Consider the following 15,222-nt stretch of genomic DNA (forward strand, 5'->3'; position numbering starts at 1 on the left):
GGGCGCACCCCCTAGATCACACGCTCGACGCAGCCAAGCCTCCGCGACGCGTGAAGTATCGATTCTCCCCGACCCACCATGCAAGACCGGTCGCAATGGCGAAGGCGACCAACGCCTGCAAGTAAAGAGCAAGGCCCGCCGAATCTGGCTCTGGTCCAAACCAGTTGATCGCCTGAAAAACGAGCAGCACAGCCAATAGGATTAGCGGTGGACCGACAGGGCCCCGCGTTCGGCGTATGTAGAAGAGGAAGGCCGCCACGGTGATCCCGATCTCGAGCGGCATCGCGATCGAGGGATAGTTCCATAGGCCGAGGCCATAGGTTTCCTCGCCGCCAGCAATGGTCAGGTCGGGGCGGTGGGTGACCCAGTCGAGCAACCAGTGAGACAGAACGACCATGCCTGCAAGGAAGCCCCCGAGAATATTGCGGTGCCAGATCATCACGATGAGCGCGAAACAGACCGCCCATATGCCTGTTCCGGCAAGGCTGTGCGTGTAGGGCATGTGGTAGAGATCGAACGGGACCATCACGGTCGCATCGGGATCGACCCGCATCTTCTCGATCCCGAGGGTCGCGAGTGCGAAGAAGCCCCAGTCGACAAGCTGCGCAGCGACGAACATGGTCCCGAGCCTTGGCTCTCGCGGGTTGATTGCGGCTGCGGCAAATGCCGGCGCAAAGTGTCCGATAAACATGTAGTGCCCCCCAATGCGCCCCGTTCAGTTTGTGAAGCGCAACACCGCCCAAGTGGTCACCGCGCTAGTCACCCCGGTAGCAAATCCGCCCCAGATGATGTCGAGCACTGAAACCTTGGTTGCCCACACCTTGAAAACCGCTTGGCTGGTGAGGTCGAAAGTCGCGTAGCACAGGGCGCCGAGCAGCACGCCGTTCAGCAGCGCCGTGGCGACCGATCCGCTATCGAGCCCCGGCCTGATTGCGAACCAGCACATTCCGGCAAGGTAGATAAAATAGAACGCAGCGGCGGCGCCGACATCGAATTCCTTCGCCATGATCTCCCCGATGACGGGGCGATAAAGATTGGGGCCAGCCCAGCGCAGCCAGATCGAATCGAGTACTCCGAAGACGATTGCGGCGCATACATAGGCGATGAGATATTTTGTCATTTGAAGGGTCCCCGTTCGTCGCCGCTCGTTTGTGGCGGCGTTTGTTGAGCGCCAGCCTTGACCGTGCTGTCTCAGCCGGTCAATGCTCCAGCGCATGGACGAGGGAAATGGTTCCGCACCATCTGCGGACGATATTGCGAAAATGAGCTTCGAACAGGCTTTGACGGCGCTCGAGCAGATCGTGCAGCAGCTGGAGCGAGGAGATGTGCCGCTCGATGAATCGATCACGCTCTATGAGCGCGGAGAGCAGTTGCGTGCGGCGTGCCAGAAGCGGCTCGATGCGGCGCAGGCGCGCATTGAGAAGATCGTGACCGGCGCAGACGGAAAGCCATCCGGTACAACCCCGCTCGACGGGACGAGTTAGAGTGGGGCTGGTCGGGATAGACAATGACTTGCTCGGCGATGGACTGAAGCGGGTCCAGGCCGAGATTGACTCGGTCTTCGACGCGTTCCTGCCTGTTCCCGACGATACCCGTGCAAGGCTGGTCGAAGCCATGCGCTATGCGACGATTGGTGGAGGGAAGCGTGTTCGTCCACTTCTGCTGGTCAGTACGGCGGAGCTTTACGGCGTCGATCGCACCGCCGCATTGCGGGCGGGTGCGGCGGTCGAGGCCATCCATGTCTATTCGCTGATCCACGACGATTTGCCTTGCATGGACAATGACGATCTGCGCCACGGCAAGGCAACACTGCACAAGATCTATGACGATGCGACCGCAGTGCTGGCAGGCGATGCGCTCCATGCGCTTGCCTTCGAAATTCTCGCCGATGCAGAGACAAGTTCCGATCCGTTCGTGCGTAGTGAGCTCATCGCTACGCTCGGCACTGCCAGCGGCATGAACGGCATGGCTGGCGGCCAGATGATGGATATGGTCGCCGACCAAGAGGGAGTGGAATACGATCTTCGTGCGATTACGCGCCTCCAACAACTCAAAACTGGGGCGCTTCTTGCCGCATCGGTCGAGATGGGGGCGATCCTTGGACGTGTACCGCCCGAAGGTCGCGCGCACCTCAGGGCTTACGCGCGTGATATCGGATTAGCCTTTCAGATTGCGGATGACCTGCTCGATGTCGAAGGCGATCAGGAGAAGGCGGGCAAGGCACTGCGCAAGGACGACACCCAAGGTAAGCAAACCTTTGTGACACTGATGGGTGTCGAAAAGGCGCGTGAGCAGGCTCGTGTCCTGGTCGATCAGGCGGTCGGGCACCTGGGCTCGCACGGCAGCGAAGCCGATCTGCTGCGCGCATTGGCGAAATTCATCGTCGAGCGGGACCGATGAGGACCGCCATTCCCTCGATCGCCGCGCTAACAGTCTTTCTGGCAGCTTGCTCGGCCGGGGACGCCGCGTCGGAAGAGGAGTCCGCGCTGACGCCCACTCCGGAGAAGCACTTCCTGGTGAATTCGCTGGTGGATCGCTTTGATGTCCCGGCATGCCTGGATGCCAATTTGGTCGGAGCAGTGCACCGGTCGGAGGACGACAAGAATTATTTCGTCCGTGCCTTCACCGCTCCACCGTCCTGCATCGAAGCTCTGTCCGCATCTTTCGACACTGTCGGTTTTACCTCGACAGACGACGGCAAGTTTGCGGCCCAGCTCTATGATGGGACAACGGAAAAGATCAGGATCGAGTTATCCGACGATCGCTCGGTTGGAGCGATTGAATGGGAGATAGAGCGACAATGACAACTCGCATCGGCATTTATCCGGGCACATTCGATCCGATCACTCTCGGCCACGCCGATATCATCCGGCGCGGGGCGAAGCTGGTCGACAAGCTCATTTTGGGGGTCACCACAAACCCCTCCAAAAACCCTATGTTTTCCACCGAGGAACGCTTTGCCATGGTCGAGCGGGAGGTAGTCGGGCTAGGCCTCGACAACGTGGAAGTCGTTGGCTTCAACTCGCTGCTGGTGAAGTTCGCGCAGTCCCAGGATGCCAGCGTCATAATCCGCGGGCTGCGGGCAGTGGCGGACTTCGAGTACGAGTACCAGATGGCCGGCATGAACCAGCAGCTCGACGACGATATCGAAACCGTGTTCCTCATGGCCGATGTCTCCCTGCAGCCGATCGCCTCAAAGCTCGTCAAAGAGATCGCGCTATACGGGGGCGACATTACGCCTTTCGTCAGCGCTGAGGTGCGGGATGAAGTTGTCGCTCGGGTCGATAAGATCGGACGCAAGGGCGACTGGTAACGATCAGCGCTGTAGATTGGCGCGCCTCATTCATTGAAGTGTCAGCCGGCCGCCGCTAAACCGCGCTTAAATTGGACTAATTGATGAAGACCATGATGATCAGGAATATACTCGGCACGCTAGCCGCTCTTTCGCTACTCGCCATTCCTTCCGCAGCATTTGCGCAGGATGAAGAGGAGGCGAACCCTCAGCCGGCCTCGCGCAGTTTCGTGCCGATCAACTATGATGCGACCGAGGACCTGGAGAATATCTGGGTGCTCGACCTGTCGAATGGCGAGCGCGTGAAGATCCGTCTTATGCCAGAATGGGCGCCTAGCCATGTTGAGCGGATCAAGACGCTCACCCGTCAAGGCTTCTATGACGGGGTTATCTTCCACCGTGTGATCGATGGATTTATGGCGCAGGGTGGTGACCCGACCGGTACGGGGCAGGGCGGCAGTGAGCTTCCCGATCTCGAAGCGGAGTTCAACCCGATGCCGCATGTACGCGGTACAGTCTCGATGGCACGTGCGACTGAAGAGAACAGTGCGAACAGCCAGTTCTTCATCGTCTTCTATCCGCGGTTCAGCCTTGACAAGCGGTACACAAATTTCGGCCGGGTGATCGAGAACATGGCCGCGGTCGACGCGATAAATCGTGGCGAGCCGCCACAGAACCCGACGCGGATCCTGCAGGCATCGCTGGCCAGTGATAACAAGCCGCGCCCGGTCCAGCCCTCGGCTCCTGCGACGATGGAAGAAGAAGTCACTGCAGATATGCTGAGCGCGCCGATCAGCGAACAGTAGGGCTTTTCACGCGAGAGCGACGCGGCTAGGCGCGCGTCCGATGCGTGTTGACCTCTTCGATTTCGAACTTCCCCAGGAGCGCATAGCTCTTCGACCGGTGCGCCCGCGGGATGCCGCGCGCATGCTGGTTGTTCGTGGACAGGATGCACCTTTCGAAGACCGTGGCGTGCGGGACTTGCCGGCACTTCTCGAGCCGGGCGATGTTCTGGTATTCAATGATACGCGCGTAATCCCCGCTCAATTGGAAGGTCGCCGTGCGAGCGGTGAGGCGAAAATTGGGGCAACACTCCATAAGCGTGTGGATTTGCGCCGCTGGCAAGCGTTCATCCGCAACGCCAAGCGCGTGAAAGAGGGCGATCAACTGGTCTTTGGTGGCGGCGTTACTGCAATTGCTGAGGAGCGCCATTCGGACGGCAGCATGACCCTGTTGTTCGAGGGCGATGAGCCGGTCGAGGTGTTGCTCGATCGTGCAGGCTCCATGCCGCTACCGCCGTACATCGCTCAGAAACGCGGCATCGACGAGCAGGATCTCGCCGATTACCAGACGATGTTTGCGAAGGAGGACGGGGCAGTCGCAGCGCCAACCGCGTCCCTGCACTTCACGCCCGAGCTGATAGAGGCGATCGACGCGCGCGGGATCAAGCGAGAGACGCTTACGCTGCATGTCGGGGCCGGGACGTTCCTGCCGGTGAAGGCGGACGACACCGAAGATCACCAGATGCATTCTGAGTTCGGTCGTATTTCGCAGGAAGCCGCCGACAGACTGAACTTGGCGAGGGCCGGTGGTAGCCGTATCATCGCCGTTGGCACGACCGCGCTGCGCTTGCTCGAAAGCGCAGCTTGCGATGACGGCACGATCCAACCCTTTGCGGGCGATACAGACATTTTCATCACCCCTGGATACCGCTTCAAGGGCGTCGATGGGCTGATGACCAACTTCCACCTACCAAAATCAACCCTCGTCATGCTGGTGAGCGCTCTCATGGGCCGTGAGCGCATGATGGCGGCCTACCAACACGCTATCCGCGAACAATATCGCTTCTATTCATATGGTGACTCCTCGCTCCTGCTTCCCTAAGCGGCGATAGATGTCCGATCCGATCCTCTTTATTTCCGGCCTGACCAAGGTTTACAAGGGCGGCACGAAAGCGCTTGACGACGTGGACCTCGAGATTCGCAAAGGCGAGATATTCGCACTGCTGGGTCCGAACGGAGCCGGCAAGACAACGCTTATCGGTGCGGTATGCGGCCTTGTGCGGCCCTCAAGCGGAACCATGCGCGCCTTTGGATTGGATCTCGCGAAGGACTGGCGCGCAGCGCGGGCACGGATCGGCCTTGTACCGCAGGAGCTCAGCACCGACATGTTCGAGACGGTATGGCGCGCCGTCAGCTATTCGCGCGGTCTTTTCGGTCACGCACCCGACAAGGGGCGGATCGAGGAAGTCCTCAAGAGCCTCACCTTGTGGGACAAACGCGACAGCCAGATACGCGAACTCTCGGGCGGGATGAAACGACGTGTCCTTATCGCAAAGGCGCTGGCTCACGAGCCCGATCTGCTTTTTCTGGACGAACCCACGGCAGGCGTCGATGTCGAGCTGCGCAAGGACATGTGGAAGCAGATCAGCGCCCTTAGAGAGCGCGGAACCACCATCATCCTCACCACCCACTACATCGAAGAGGCTGAGGAAATGGCCGACCGAGTGGGCATCATCCGCAAGGGCCAGATCCTGATGGTGGATGAAAAAGAGGAAATGATGCAGCGGCTCGGGCGGACCGAGGCGATCATCACGCTGGCCAGGCCGCTCACAGAGCTGCCACCTTCCGTGGCCGGGTTCCCCGTCGAACTGCGCCGCGAAGGGACCGAAATATGTTATCGCGGCGGCGATGGGAGCGGGAAGGGGAAGCAGGAAGTCGCCGACCTCACCAAGGCTTTGATCGCGGCCGGTATCGACTATTCCGGCATCGACATTCACGACAGTTCGCTCGAAGATATTTTCGTCGGTCTCGTGTCGGAGCGGGAGGCTGCGGAATGAGCTTCAACGCACGCGGAGCCTGGTCGATCTATCAACGCGAACTGATGCGTGCGTTTCGCACCGCGTTCCAATCGCTGATCGCACCAGTGCTCACAACCTCGCTCTATTTCATCGTGTTCGGATCGGCGATTGGCGACCGCATGCCGCCGATACAGGGCGTCGATTATGCCGTATTTATCATTCCCGGCCTCTTGATGCTGACACTGTTGGGTGAAACGACCAGCAATTCGAGCTTTGGCATCTACATGCCGCGCTTCACCGGTACGATCTACGAGCTGCTTTCAGCGCCCGTAGGTGTGGCCGAGACGCTGATCGGCTTTGTGGGGGCTGCGGCGACCAAGAGCCTGATTCTCGCTGCGGTGATCCTCGGCACGGCCACGCTCTTCGTCGATTATGAGATCAAGTATCCGCTGTTCGCGGTCGGTTTCATCATGTTGGTCGCGGCGAGCTTTTCCCTGTTCGGGTTTATTCTCGGAATTTGGGCGGATAGTTTTGAGAAACTTGGAATAATTCCGGTTCTGATCCTGACACCACTGACGTTTCTCGGTGGAACATTCTATTCGATTGATATGCTCCCCGAGCCGTGGGACAAAATCGCGCTCGCCAATCCAATTGCGTTCCTCGTGAGCGGACTGCGCTGGACTTTCTATGGCCAGTCCGACGTATCGATTGGCGTGTCGCTGGGCCTGACGCTCGCCTTCCTCGCGCTTTGCACGGCGGTGATCGCCTTCATCTTCAAAACCGGTTGGCGGCTCCGCGAGTGATCCCGTGAGTACTCGATTTTCGTTCAAACTTGAGGCCACGGATGGCCGTGCGCGCACGGGCACGATCTCGATGCTGCGCGGTGATATTCAGACGCCGGCCTTCATGCCCGTAGGAACCGCCGCGACCGTCAAGGCGATGAAGCCAGAGGCCGTGCGCGCGACAGGCGCGGACATTATCCTCGGCAACACATACCACCTGATGCTGCGCCCCGGCGCGGAACGTGTCGCAATGCTCGGTGGCCTTCACAATTTCATGAACTGGCACCGCCCGATCCTCACCGATAGCGGAGGCTACCAGGTCATGAGCCTTTCCGATCTTCGCAAACTGACCGAAGATGGCGTCGAGTTTCGCAGCCACATCGACGGGTCGAAGCACATGCTGACCCCCGAACGATCGATGGAGATCCAGAGGCTGCTTGGCTCGGATATCGTCATGGCGTTCGATGAATGCCCGCGCGCCGACCGGCCTCGAGACGAGATCGCGGCGAGCATGGAGCTCTCCATGCGCTGGGCTAAACGCAGCCGGCACGGGTTCGATAGCGGCGAGGAGCACGCGGCGCGCTCTGCACTTTTCGGTATTCAGCAGGGCGCGCTTGACGCCGATCTGCGCAAGATCAGCGCTGACAAACTTATCGATATCGGTTTCGATGGCTATGCAGTTGGTGGTCTTGCGGTGGGCGAGGGGCAGGAGGCGATGTTTGGCGTACTCGATTATGCCCCTGAGATGCTTCCTGTCGATCGTCCGCGCTACCTGATGGGTGTTGGCAAGCCCGACGATCTCGTCGGTGGGGTCGAGCGCGGAATCGACATGTTCGATTGCGTGTTGCCAACGCGATCAGGTCGCAATGGGCAGGCCTTCACCTGGAATGGACCCCTGAACCTCCGAAACGCGCGCCACGCCGAGGATACAGATCCGCTCGATGACCGCTGCGAATGCCCCACCTGTTCGCATTACTCGCGTGCCTATCTGCACCACCTTCAAAAGTCGGGCGAGATACTGGGTGCGATGCTGGTGACCGAGCACAATCTGTCATTCTACCAGCAGCTCATGCAGTCTATGCGACGGGCTATCCGGGACAGTCGCTTTGCCGAGTTCGCTGCCGATTTTCGTCGCCACTATCTCAAAAACTGAAATCTAGACTTCGGTTGCAATGAACCACTTCGACTTTATGGTCGTAGGAATCGCAGAAACGGGGTCTAGTTCATTGAAACTTCTTTCCGAGGCGCTCAGCGCCACCGCCACTCTTGCGCTCATGTCCGGACTGGTAGCGCAGCAAGCCATCGCGCAGGATGCACGAGAAAACGGCGAGTCCATTGAAGAAGTAGCCGCTCGCTACGGGGTCCGCGCCTCGGTACTCGACATCAGCCTTTCGCCATCCGGAAACAAGATCGCGTGGATCGCGGCCGGTCCGGAGCATAGCGAGGTGCTGAATGTCGTCGATCTTGCTGCGGGTGGCGGTGTCAAACAGATCGCTCAAAATACTGAAGAGATTGGGGATTTGTCTTGGTGTCGCTGGGCGACTGACGAACGCTTGATCTGCCAGATAGACGGCATGGGTCGTGGTTCGGATGGCGTGCTCGTCGGCTTCGACCGCATGTTTGCGATCAACTATGACGGGTCCGATGTCGCGTCACTGTCCGAACGCGGCAGCCTTCGCGCTCTTGGATTCAATCAGAGCGGTGGTGACATTGTCGCTTTCGACGTGGCCGGTCAAAACGGCCGCATCCTGATGACAAAAAACTATGTAAAAGAGCGTTCAACCGGAACGCGTCTCGCCAATACCAAAGAGGGGTTGGGCGTCGATCAGATTGATGTGAGCAATGGTCGCAGGCGCGTTGCGGAGCAGCCGGATAACGGTGCAATACGTTATGTGGCCGACGAACAGGGCCAGGTGCGGGTCAAAATCCGCGCCGGCTATGACGCGAATGGCCGGCTGACCGGCAAATTCTTCTACCTTTTCCGTGCGTCGGGCAGCAATCGCTGGCGGGAGTTCGACAACGTCGTCGTCGATGGCAAGTCGGTGGAGCGCTTTGTTCCTTTGGCCGTTGACGGACGACGCGACAGCGCTTTCGGGTACATCGCCAGGGATGGGTACGACGCGCTCGCCGAAGTCCCGCTGTCCGATCCGACTGCAGGTTCCGTGATGTTTGCGCGCGATGATGTCGACGTTGATGGCTTGATCCGCATCGGTCGTCAGCGTCGCGTAGTGGGCGTCTCATATGCAACGGAAAAGCGCTCGGTCGCCTACTTCGACGAGGAATTGAAGAAGCTTTCCGAAGACCTTGGCAAGGCGTTGCCAAATCAGCCGCTGATCAACATTGTCGGAGCAAGCGCAGACGAGAGTAAGCTGCTGATTATTGCGTCCAGCGATACTGACCCCGGCACTGTCTACCTTTACGACAAAGGCTCACGCCAGCTCGAACAGTTGCTCGCCATGCGTCAGTTCCTCGTCGATCAGCTGATGGGTCCGATGAAGCCGGTATCTTTTCCGGCTGCGGATGGGACCGAGATTCCCGGTTACTTGACGCTTCCGCCCGGTTCGGACGGCAAGAACCTGCCAGCGATCGTGTTGCCGCATGGGGGACCTGCGGCGCGTGATTACTGGGGCTTCGATTGGATCGTCCAGTTCTTGGTGGCTCGCGGCTATGCGGTGCTCCAACCCAACTATCGCGGTTCGGCAGGCTATGGAGAGGACTGGTTTGGCAAGAACGGCTATCAGGCCTGGGACGTCGCAATCGGAGATGTAAACGATGCGGGCCGCTGGCTCGTGAGCGAAGGCATCGCCAATCCGGATCAGCTCGCAATTGCCGGTTGGTCCTATGGCGGATATGCCGCCCTGCAATCGCAGGTCGTTGCCCCTGACCTCTATAAGGCCGTTGTTGCGATCGCTCCGGTCACAGACCTCAATTATCTGCGCAGCGATGCACGCGCCTATACTTCATCACGAATACGGGATGAACAGCTGGGTGATGGCCCGCATATTGCGGCAGGCAGTCCACTTCGCCATGCGGAGAAGTTCAATGCGCCGGTCGCGCTCTTCCACGCCACTCGCGATGTTAACGTTGAGGTGCGCCATTCGCGCGCCATGGCGGACCGTCTGAAGGACGCAGGAAAGCGAGTGCAATACAGTGAATACGATGATCTCCAGCACAATCTCGATGACAGCAAGGTTCGCACGGAAATGCTGACGAAGATCGACGCGTTTCTTACCGAAGCGTTGGGCCGGTGACACTGCGTGGGAAGGCGATCTAGCCTCTCGACAAACCCGTTGCGACACGTCAGAGCGGCGGCCATGTCAGGTGACTTCAAGAGCCCCGAAGATTGCGAAACGATGGCAGACGTCCGAAAGGGTGTCGATTGCACAGACCGCGAGCTGGTCGCGCTCCTCGAACGGCGGTTTGGATACATGCGCGCAGCCGCTCGCATCAAACCGAACCGTGAGGCGGTGCGCGACGAGGCCCGCAAAGCAAGCGTCATCGCGGCTGCGGTTGCCGATGCAAAGGCGCGCGGAATTCCCGGCGAGGTGGTTGCCGACTTGTGGGAACGGCTTGTCGAAGGTTCAATCGCCTACGAGTTTGAAAAGTGGGATCGTTTGCGCGGCTGACGCGTAATAACAATCTCTTCGAGAGGCACACACGAAGGCGGTCCGTTCGGGACCGCCTTTTTCGTTACTAGCCAAGGGCGTAGGCGGACGAAAAGAAAAGGGCGGCCCATTCGGACCGCCCTGTTTCGTTTTCAGTGCTTCGCGGATCAGCGCGAGTAGAACTCGACCACGAGGTTCGGTTCCATCGTGACCGGGTAGGGCACTTCGTCAAGCTTCGGCACGCGGGTGAAGCTCACCTTGTCGTTGCCGTCGGGAACGACATAGTCGGGGATTTCACGCTCGGGCAGGCTCTGCGCTTCGATGACGAGAGCCATCTCCTGCGCCTTCTTGCCGAGGCTGATAACATCACCGACATCGCAGCGACGCGAGGGAATGTTGCACTTCACGCCGTTCACATAGATGTGACCGTGGTTCACGATCTGGCGCGCGGCGAAGATCGTCGGCGCGAATTTGGCACGGTAGACGATCATGTCGAGACGGCGCTCGAGCAGGCCTATCAGGTTCTGACCGGTGTCACCCTTCATGCGGGTGGCGTCCTTGTACGTGGAGCGGAACTGTTTTTCGGTGACGTCACCGTAATAGCCCTTGAGCTTCTGCTTTGCGCGAAGCTGCAGGCCGAAGTCGCTCATCTTGCTCTTGCGACGCTGACCATGCTGGCCTGGGCCGTAGGAACGTTTGTTAACCGGAGAATTCGGACGACCCCAGATGTTTTCACCCATCCGGCGGTCGAGTTTGTACTTGGCGCTCTTGCGCTTCGACATAAGTCGTATCCTTCAATTTGCTGATCCACCCCAGCGGTGGACGTTCAACCCGGCATCGCACCACAAGGCCTGATCGTGCCCTGTGCGGCTGCCGCTTCACCGGGATGCGGAGCCAATCTCTTGCGAGAAGCGCGCCCATTAGCAGGAATGAGCGCATCGTCAAGTTTCAGGTGTTACCGCCTCGGCGGATTTGCAAGCTCAACGGCGTTGGTTGAACTGGCGCCATTCGTCGGCTGTCTTGCACACCTTGGTCCCGCGGCGGCTACTCATGTCGAGCTTTACGCGGCGGCAGATACGCTTTTCTTCCTTCGCCTCAGGAGCGGCGGGAGCAGCGACACCTTTTTCGGGTTTTGCCTCCTGCTCTGTTTCGGGCGTCTTGGCTTCGGGTTCATCGGCCATTGCAGGCACCGCCAGAAACACTGCCGCAGCAACCGCTACACGCGAAAAGGTGACATTCATCAATGATCTCACTGGGTTTGGTAGAGAGGGAAAGCGAGAGGTAGCGGGCGCGCTGCGCGCTGTCTATCGCCAATGCCGATCATTCGACGAACGACTTAGCCCAACAGCCTCTTAGTAACCGATAGGAGTGGCGAGAACGTCGTAATGCTTGCCGCGGCCGTAAATCCTCGAGTGCTCGAACCCGGCATGGTCGAGCAGTCCGTTGACCGCATGCTTGTCAGTCCAGCGATCGTCATTCTCGTAAAAGATACCGATGATGCGCGAAGCTTCGGGCGAGGAGAGTAATTGCCGGATGACCGTTTCCTCGTGCCCCTCGACATCGACCTTGATGAAAAGCGGGAGGTCTTCGGGCAGGTGTCTGGAGAGTTTCTCCATCTTTTCCAATCGCACTTTGGCTTTGGGATGCTCGCCCGGAAGCTGGTCGCCATGCTCGCCAAGCGTCGCCAGGCCGCTATGCCCCTTACTGAGGGTGATTTCGAAGGTGCCTGCCTTGTCGGACAGGCCAAAGTTCAGTGCCTCGGTGCGGCTAGCCAAATCGTTGGCCGCGATGTTCTTGACGAGACGCTCATAAGTCTGCGGCACGGGTTCCAGCGCAACGATCTTCTTGCAGGCGGCATTTTGCCCGGCAATCAGCGAAAACAACCCTTGGTTCGCCCCAATGTCCACGAAGCAGAACGGCTCTTCGATCGAAGCGATAAGGTCGGCGAGATAAGTGCCATAGGTGCCGTAATGGCAATAGGCATAGGTCTTGTCGCCCCAGTTGGGCCACATCGTCACGCCATAGACTGTCTTGGCAGGCCTGGATGAACTCCCACCACTCAGCGCTTTGTGCAGGATGCGCATCGAACGGGCGCGCACGACACGCAGGTGCCTCCAGAGGAGGAAATCGCGAGCCATGCGTTGCGGATCGTGTTCGGGCCAGGCGGGTCGAAAGGCGCTGGCCGCTTCGGGGCGGTTCATTAAATCATCCCGCGCTCACTCACGCGGGTCCCGTTCAAGCGTGCTAAGGATACCTCGCAAAGTGCGCACTTCGAGGTGGTTCCAACCCGGCTTGGTCAGAACGCTGCGTAAGGTTCGCCGCGTGGCATCCGCACGGCTTTGTGGCAAGAAGTATCCGCGCGGGGCGAGCAGCTTTTCGAAATGCCCGATCAGTCCGTCGAGTTCATCTTGCGGGGCGGGAGGTAGCTGTTCCTCTTCAGCGGTCGGCTGAACAAGCCCCTGATCTTCATTCCTTTCGCGGCCAACCCGCGACCATTCGTAAGCTGCCAGGATCACCGCTTGCGCGAGATTGAGAGAGCCGAATTCAGGGTTTATCGGTACGGTGAGAATGTGTCTCGCCAACGCGACATCCTCGGTCTCCAGACCCGATGCCTCGCGTCCAAAGAGAATCGCGTGTCGCCCTTTTTTCGTATGCATTAACCGCGCGGCCTCATCCGGCCCAACGACCGGCTTGGTAACGCCGCGTTTGCGCACGGTGGTTGCATAAATGTGCTGGCAATCCGCTACGGCCTCGGCAGTGGTTTCAAACACCTTTGCATTGTCGAGAATGAAGTCAGCCCCTGCCGCTGCGGGCCCGGCGGAAGGGTTGGGCCACCCATCACGAGGTTTTACGAGCCGCATTTCGCTCAGTCCGAAATTGAGCATCGCACGCGCGGCCTTGCCGATATTCTCGCCCAGTTGCGGGCGAACAAGCACAATGACAGGCGCCGACACAGGCGTCAGTCCTGCGCCGCTTCTTGGACGGTGCTCGCAAATTCCTCGAAGTCGCGTGCTTCGGAGAAATCGCGGTAGACGCTCGCGAAACGGATATAGGCGACGGTATCGATCTGCTTGAGGCCGTCCATCACCATTTCGCCAAGCTTCGAAGATGGGATTTCCGGTTCTCCCGCAGTTTCGACTTGCCGTTGGATGCCAGAAACAAGACGATCGATCCGTTCCTGATCGACGTCGCGTTTCCGACAGGCGAGCGCAACCGATTGTTCGATCTTTGAGCGGTCAAACGGTTCGCGCCGGTCACCGGACTTCACGATTGTGACTTCGCGCAGCTGCACGCGCTCAAATGTAGTGAAGCGTGCGCCGCACGACGAACACTGTCGCCGACGTCGGATAGAAGTGGCATCCTCGGTGGGGCGGCTGTCTTTTACCTGGCTGTCATCGTTAGCGCAGAATGGGCATCTCATGCGGGATCAGGCTTCCGGATAGACGGGAAAGGCTGCGCAAAGCTCTGCAACACGGTTGCGGACGCTCTCTTCCACCTGCGCGTCGCCTTCAGGACCGTTTTTCGAAAGGCCAACGACGACTTCAGCTATCAGCTTGCCCACCGTGCGGAACTCGGCAGGTCCAAATCCGCGCGTGGTGCCGGCAGGGGTGCCAAGTCGAATTCCGCTGGTGACGAAGGGCGAACGTGTATCGAACGGAATCCCGTTCTTGTTGCAAGTGAGCCAGGCACGATCGAGGCCCTTTTCCGCGTCCTTGCCAGTCACATTCTTGGCCGTAAGGTCGACCAGCATTGAATGGTTGTCCGTGCCGCCTGAAACGATCCGCAAGCCGCTTTCCTCGAGGCTGGCCGCAAGCGCGCGCGCATTCTCGACAATCCGGTGCGCATAGCTCTTGAATTCGGGCTGGAGTGCTTCGCGGAAAGCCACAGCCTTGGCGGCTATGACATGCATCAGCGGGCCGCCCTGAAGGCCGGGGAACACAGCCATGTTCAGCGGCTTGGTCAGCTTTTCATCATTCCAGAGGATGATGCCCGAACGCGGACCGCGCAGGCTCTTATGGGTCGTTGAAGTGACAATATCGCAATGGGGGAAGGGCGAGGGGTGCGCGCCGCCGGCGACAAGCCCCGAAATGTGGCTCATATCGCACAGCAGGTAAGCGCCTACTTCGTCGGCGATCCTGCGGAATGCCTCGAAATCCCAGAGCCGCGAATAAGCGGTTCCGCCGCAGATGATTAGTTTCGGCTTGTGCTCGCGCGCGGTCGCGGCGACGGCTTCCATGTCGATGAGCTCGTCGCCCTCGCGTACTCCGTAGCTGACAGGGTTGAACCACTTGCCGCTCATATTGACGGGCGAACCGTGCGTAAGGTGTCCGCCAGAATTCAGGTCAAGGCCCATGAAGGTGTCACCCGGCTCCAGAAGGGCAAGGAATACCGCCTGATTCATCTGCGAGCCCGAGTTGGGCTGAACGTTCGCGAAATTACATCCGAACAATTGTTTGGCGCGTTCTATTGCCAGCGTTTCGACCACGTCGGCATAGTCGCAGCCACCGTAGTAGCGCTTGCCCGGATACCCTTCTGCATATTTATTGGTGAACACGCTGCCCGTGGCTTCGAGCACGGCTTTCGAGGCAATGTTCTCGCTCGCGATCAGCTCGATCTTGTCCTGCTGGCGCTTCAGCTCCTTGCCAATGGCCTCCGCGATCTCGGGATCGGCTGTAGCAAGATCGTCATGCCAAAAAGAGTCCATCGAATTAAGGACGTCGGAGGCGAGGGTACTGGGGCTCG

19 protein-coding genes are annotated in these 15,222 nt (G+C 59.3%); 11 read left to right on the forward strand and 8 right to left on the reverse strand.

The features are described from left to right. Positions 1–16: 16 nt before the first annotated feature. Both FIU90_RS09475 and FIU90_RS09480 read right to left on the reverse strand, forming a co-directional pair. Positions 17–691, reverse strand: coding sequence for a hypothetical protein (locus tag FIU90_RS09475; RefSeq protein ID WP_152434521.1), 675 nt, complete (start codon positions 689–691; stop codon positions 17–19). A gap of 24 nt (positions 692–715) precedes the next feature. After that, complete coding sequence (locus FIU90_RS09480) at positions 716–1,120, reverse strand: DUF2177 family protein (protein ID WP_152434522.1); 405 nt, start codon at positions 1,118–1,120, stop codon at positions 716–718. Positions 1,121–1,214: 94 nt separating this feature from the next. Here FIU90_RS09480 and FIU90_RS09485 point away from each other — a divergent pair, with 94 nt between their 5' ends. The 11 genes from FIU90_RS09485 (at position 1,215) to FIU90_RS09535 (ending at position 10,500) form a co-directional block, all read left to right on the forward strand. Then, positions 1,215–1,484 (forward strand): exodeoxyribonuclease VII small subunit, encoded by a 270-nt coding sequence (locus tag FIU90_RS09485; protein WP_152434523.1) that lies wholly within the window; start codon positions 1,215–1,217, stop codon positions 1,482–1,484. A 7-nt stretch (positions 1,485–1,491) separates the two neighbouring features. Continuing rightward, positions 1,492–2,400 (forward strand): polyprenyl synthetase family protein, encoded by a 909-nt coding sequence (locus tag FIU90_RS09490; protein ID WP_370515200.1) that lies wholly within the window; start codon positions 1,492–1,494, stop codon positions 2,398–2,400. Continuing rightward, the gene (locus FIU90_RS09495; RefSeq protein WP_152434525.1) at positions 2,397–2,804 is read left to right on the forward strand and encodes a hypothetical protein; all 408 of its coding nucleotides are present in this window, start codon (positions 2,397–2,399) and stop codon (positions 2,802–2,804) included. The genes FIU90_RS09490 and FIU90_RS09495 overlap by 4 nt, the downstream gene beginning before the upstream one ends. After that, positions 2,801–3,313 (forward strand): pantetheine-phosphate adenylyltransferase, encoded by a 513-nt coding sequence (gene coaD / locus FIU90_RS09500; protein ID WP_152434526.1) that lies wholly within the window; start codon positions 2,801–2,803, stop codon positions 3,311–3,313. The genes FIU90_RS09495 and coaD overlap by 4 nt, the downstream gene beginning before the upstream one ends. 95 nt (positions 3,314–3,408) lie before the next feature. Further along, positions 3,409–4,098: a peptidylprolyl isomerase gene (locus FIU90_RS09505; RefSeq protein WP_152435786.1), complete on the forward strand. Its 690-nt coding sequence runs from the start codon at positions 3,409–3,411 to the stop codon at positions 4,096–4,098. A gap of 40 nt (positions 4,099–4,138) precedes the next feature. Beyond that, complete coding sequence (gene queA / locus FIU90_RS09510) at positions 4,139–5,176, forward strand: tRNA preQ1(34) S-adenosylmethionine ribosyltransferase-isomerase QueA (protein ID WP_152434527.1); 1,038 nt, start codon at positions 4,139–4,141, stop codon at positions 5,174–5,176. Between the two features lie 10 nt (positions 5,177–5,186). Next, positions 5,187–6,131: an ABC transporter ATP-binding protein gene (locus FIU90_RS09515; RefSeq protein WP_152434528.1), complete on the forward strand. Its 945-nt coding sequence runs from the start codon at positions 5,187–5,189 to the stop codon at positions 6,129–6,131. Beyond that, positions 6,128–6,895, forward strand: a complete 768-nt coding sequence (locus FIU90_RS09520; RefSeq protein WP_152434529.1) for an ABC transporter permease — start codon at positions 6,128–6,130, stop codon at positions 6,893–6,895. Before FIU90_RS09515 ends, FIU90_RS09520 begins: the two co-directional genes overlap by 4 nt. A 4-nt stretch (positions 6,896–6,899) precedes the next feature. Further along, positions 6,900–8,027: a tRNA guanosine(34) transglycosylase Tgt gene (tgt, locus tag FIU90_RS09525; RefSeq protein ID WP_152434530.1), complete on the forward strand. Its 1,128-nt coding sequence runs from the start codon at positions 6,900–6,902 to the stop codon at positions 8,025–8,027. 73 nt (positions 8,028–8,100) lie between these two features. Then, positions 8,101–10,125 carry a S9 family peptidase gene (locus tag FIU90_RS09530; RefSeq protein ID WP_234029480.1) on the forward strand — a complete coding sequence of 675 codons (2,025 nt, stop codon included), beginning with the start codon at positions 8,101–8,103 and terminating at the stop codon, positions 10,123–10,125. A 63-nt stretch (positions 10,126–10,188) separates the two neighbouring features. Then, entirely contained in the window at positions 10,189–10,500 is a 312-nt protein-coding gene (locus tag FIU90_RS09535) for a chorismate mutase (protein WP_152434531.1), read from the forward strand. Positions 10,501–10,646: 146 nt separating this feature from the next. On the opposite strand, the gene rpsD is transcribed toward FIU90_RS09535, so the two are convergent. From rpsD to glyA, 6 genes are all read right to left on the reverse strand, one after another. Further along, positions 10,647–11,261, reverse strand: coding sequence for a 30S ribosomal protein S4 (gene rpsD / locus FIU90_RS09540; protein ID WP_152434532.1), 615 nt, complete (start codon positions 11,259–11,261; stop codon positions 10,647–10,649). Between the two features lie 198 nt (positions 11,262–11,459). Beyond that, the gene (locus tag FIU90_RS09545) at positions 11,460–11,720 is read right to left on the reverse strand and encodes a hypothetical protein (protein WP_152434533.1); all 261 of its coding nucleotides are present in this window, start codon (positions 11,718–11,720) and stop codon (positions 11,460–11,462) included. 111 nt (positions 11,721–11,831) lie between these two features. Then, a complete protein-coding gene (locus FIU90_RS09550) occupies positions 11,832–12,680 on the reverse strand; it encodes an FkbM family methyltransferase (protein ID WP_152434534.1) in 849 nt (282 codons plus the stop codon). A 15-nt stretch (positions 12,681–12,695) separates the two neighbouring features. Then, entirely contained in the window at positions 12,696–13,433 is a 738-nt protein-coding gene (locus FIU90_RS09555) for an RNA methyltransferase (protein ID WP_370515056.1), read from the reverse strand. 5 nt (positions 13,434–13,438) lie between these two features. Continuing rightward, entirely contained in the window at positions 13,439–13,900 is a 462-nt protein-coding gene (nrdR, locus tag FIU90_RS09560; RefSeq protein WP_152434536.1) for a transcriptional regulator NrdR, read from the reverse strand. Between the two features lie 6 nt (positions 13,901–13,906). Continuing rightward, the gene (gene glyA / locus FIU90_RS09565; RefSeq protein WP_152435788.1) at positions 13,907–15,184 is read right to left on the reverse strand and encodes a serine hydroxymethyltransferase; all 1,278 of its coding nucleotides are present in this window, start codon (positions 15,182–15,184) and stop codon (positions 13,907–13,909) included. Between the last annotated feature and the right edge of the window lie 38 nt (positions 15,185–15,222).

Origin of the sequence: Erythrobacter sp. THAF29, assembly GCF_009363635.1 — a bacterium.
Classification (GTDB): Bacteria; Pseudomonadota; Alphaproteobacteria; order Sphingomonadales; family Sphingomonadaceae; genus Erythrobacter.

What these genes read in the sequence shown, in the direction of transcription:
- FIU90_RS09475 (WP_152434521.1), bottom strand. Translation starts at nt 691, where the DNA reads ATGTTTATCGGACACTTTGCGCCGGCATTTGCCGCAGCCGCAATCAAC.
- FIU90_RS09480 (WP_152434522.1), bottom strand. Translation starts at nt 1,120, where the DNA reads ATGACAAAATATCTCATCGCCTATGTATGCGCCGCAATCGTCTTCGGA.
- FIU90_RS09485 (WP_152434523.1), top strand. Translation starts at nt 1,215, where the DNA reads ATGGACGAGGGAAATGGTTCCGCACCATCTGCGGACGATATTGCGAAA.
- FIU90_RS09495 (WP_152434525.1), top strand. Translation starts at nt 2,397, where the DNA reads ATGAGGACCGCCATTCCCTCGATCGCCGCGCTAACAGTCTTTCTGGCA.
- coaD (WP_152434526.1), top strand. Translation starts at nt 2,801, where the DNA reads ATGACAACTCGCATCGGCATTTATCCGGGCACATTCGATCCGATCACT.
- FIU90_RS09505 (WP_152435786.1), top strand. Translation starts at nt 3,409, where the DNA reads ATGATCAGGAATATACTCGGCACGCTAGCCGCTCTTTCGCTACTCGCC.
- queA (WP_152434527.1), top strand. Translation starts at nt 4,139, where the DNA reads ATGCGTGTTGACCTCTTCGATTTCGAACTTCCCCAGGAGCGCATAGCT.
- FIU90_RS09515 (WP_152434528.1), top strand. Translation starts at nt 5,187, where the DNA reads ATGTCCGATCCGATCCTCTTTATTTCCGGCCTGACCAAGGTTTACAAG.
- FIU90_RS09520 (WP_152434529.1), top strand. Translation starts at nt 6,128, where the DNA reads ATGAGCTTCAACGCACGCGGAGCCTGGTCGATCTATCAACGCGAACTG.
- FIU90_RS09535 (WP_152434531.1), top strand. Translation starts at nt 10,189, where the DNA reads ATGTCAGGTGACTTCAAGAGCCCCGAAGATTGCGAAACGATGGCAGAC.
- rpsD (WP_152434532.1), bottom strand. Translation starts at nt 11,261, where the DNA reads ATGTCGAAGCGCAAGAGCGCCAAGTACAAACTCGACCGCCGGATGGGT.
- FIU90_RS09545 (WP_152434533.1), bottom strand. Translation starts at nt 11,720, where the DNA reads ATGAATGTCACCTTTTCGCGTGTAGCGGTTGCTGCGGCAGTGTTTCTG.
- FIU90_RS09550 (WP_152434534.1), bottom strand. Translation starts at nt 12,680, where the DNA reads ATGAACCGCCCCGAAGCGGCCAGCGCCTTTCGACCCGCCTGGCCCGAA.
- nrdR (WP_152434536.1), bottom strand. Translation starts at nt 13,900, where the DNA reads ATGAGATGCCCATTCTGCGCTAACGATGACAGCCAGGTAAAAGACAGC.
- glyA (WP_152435788.1), bottom strand. Translation starts at nt 15,184, where the DNA reads ATGGACTCTTTTTGGCATGACGATCTTGCTACAGCCGATCCCGAGATC.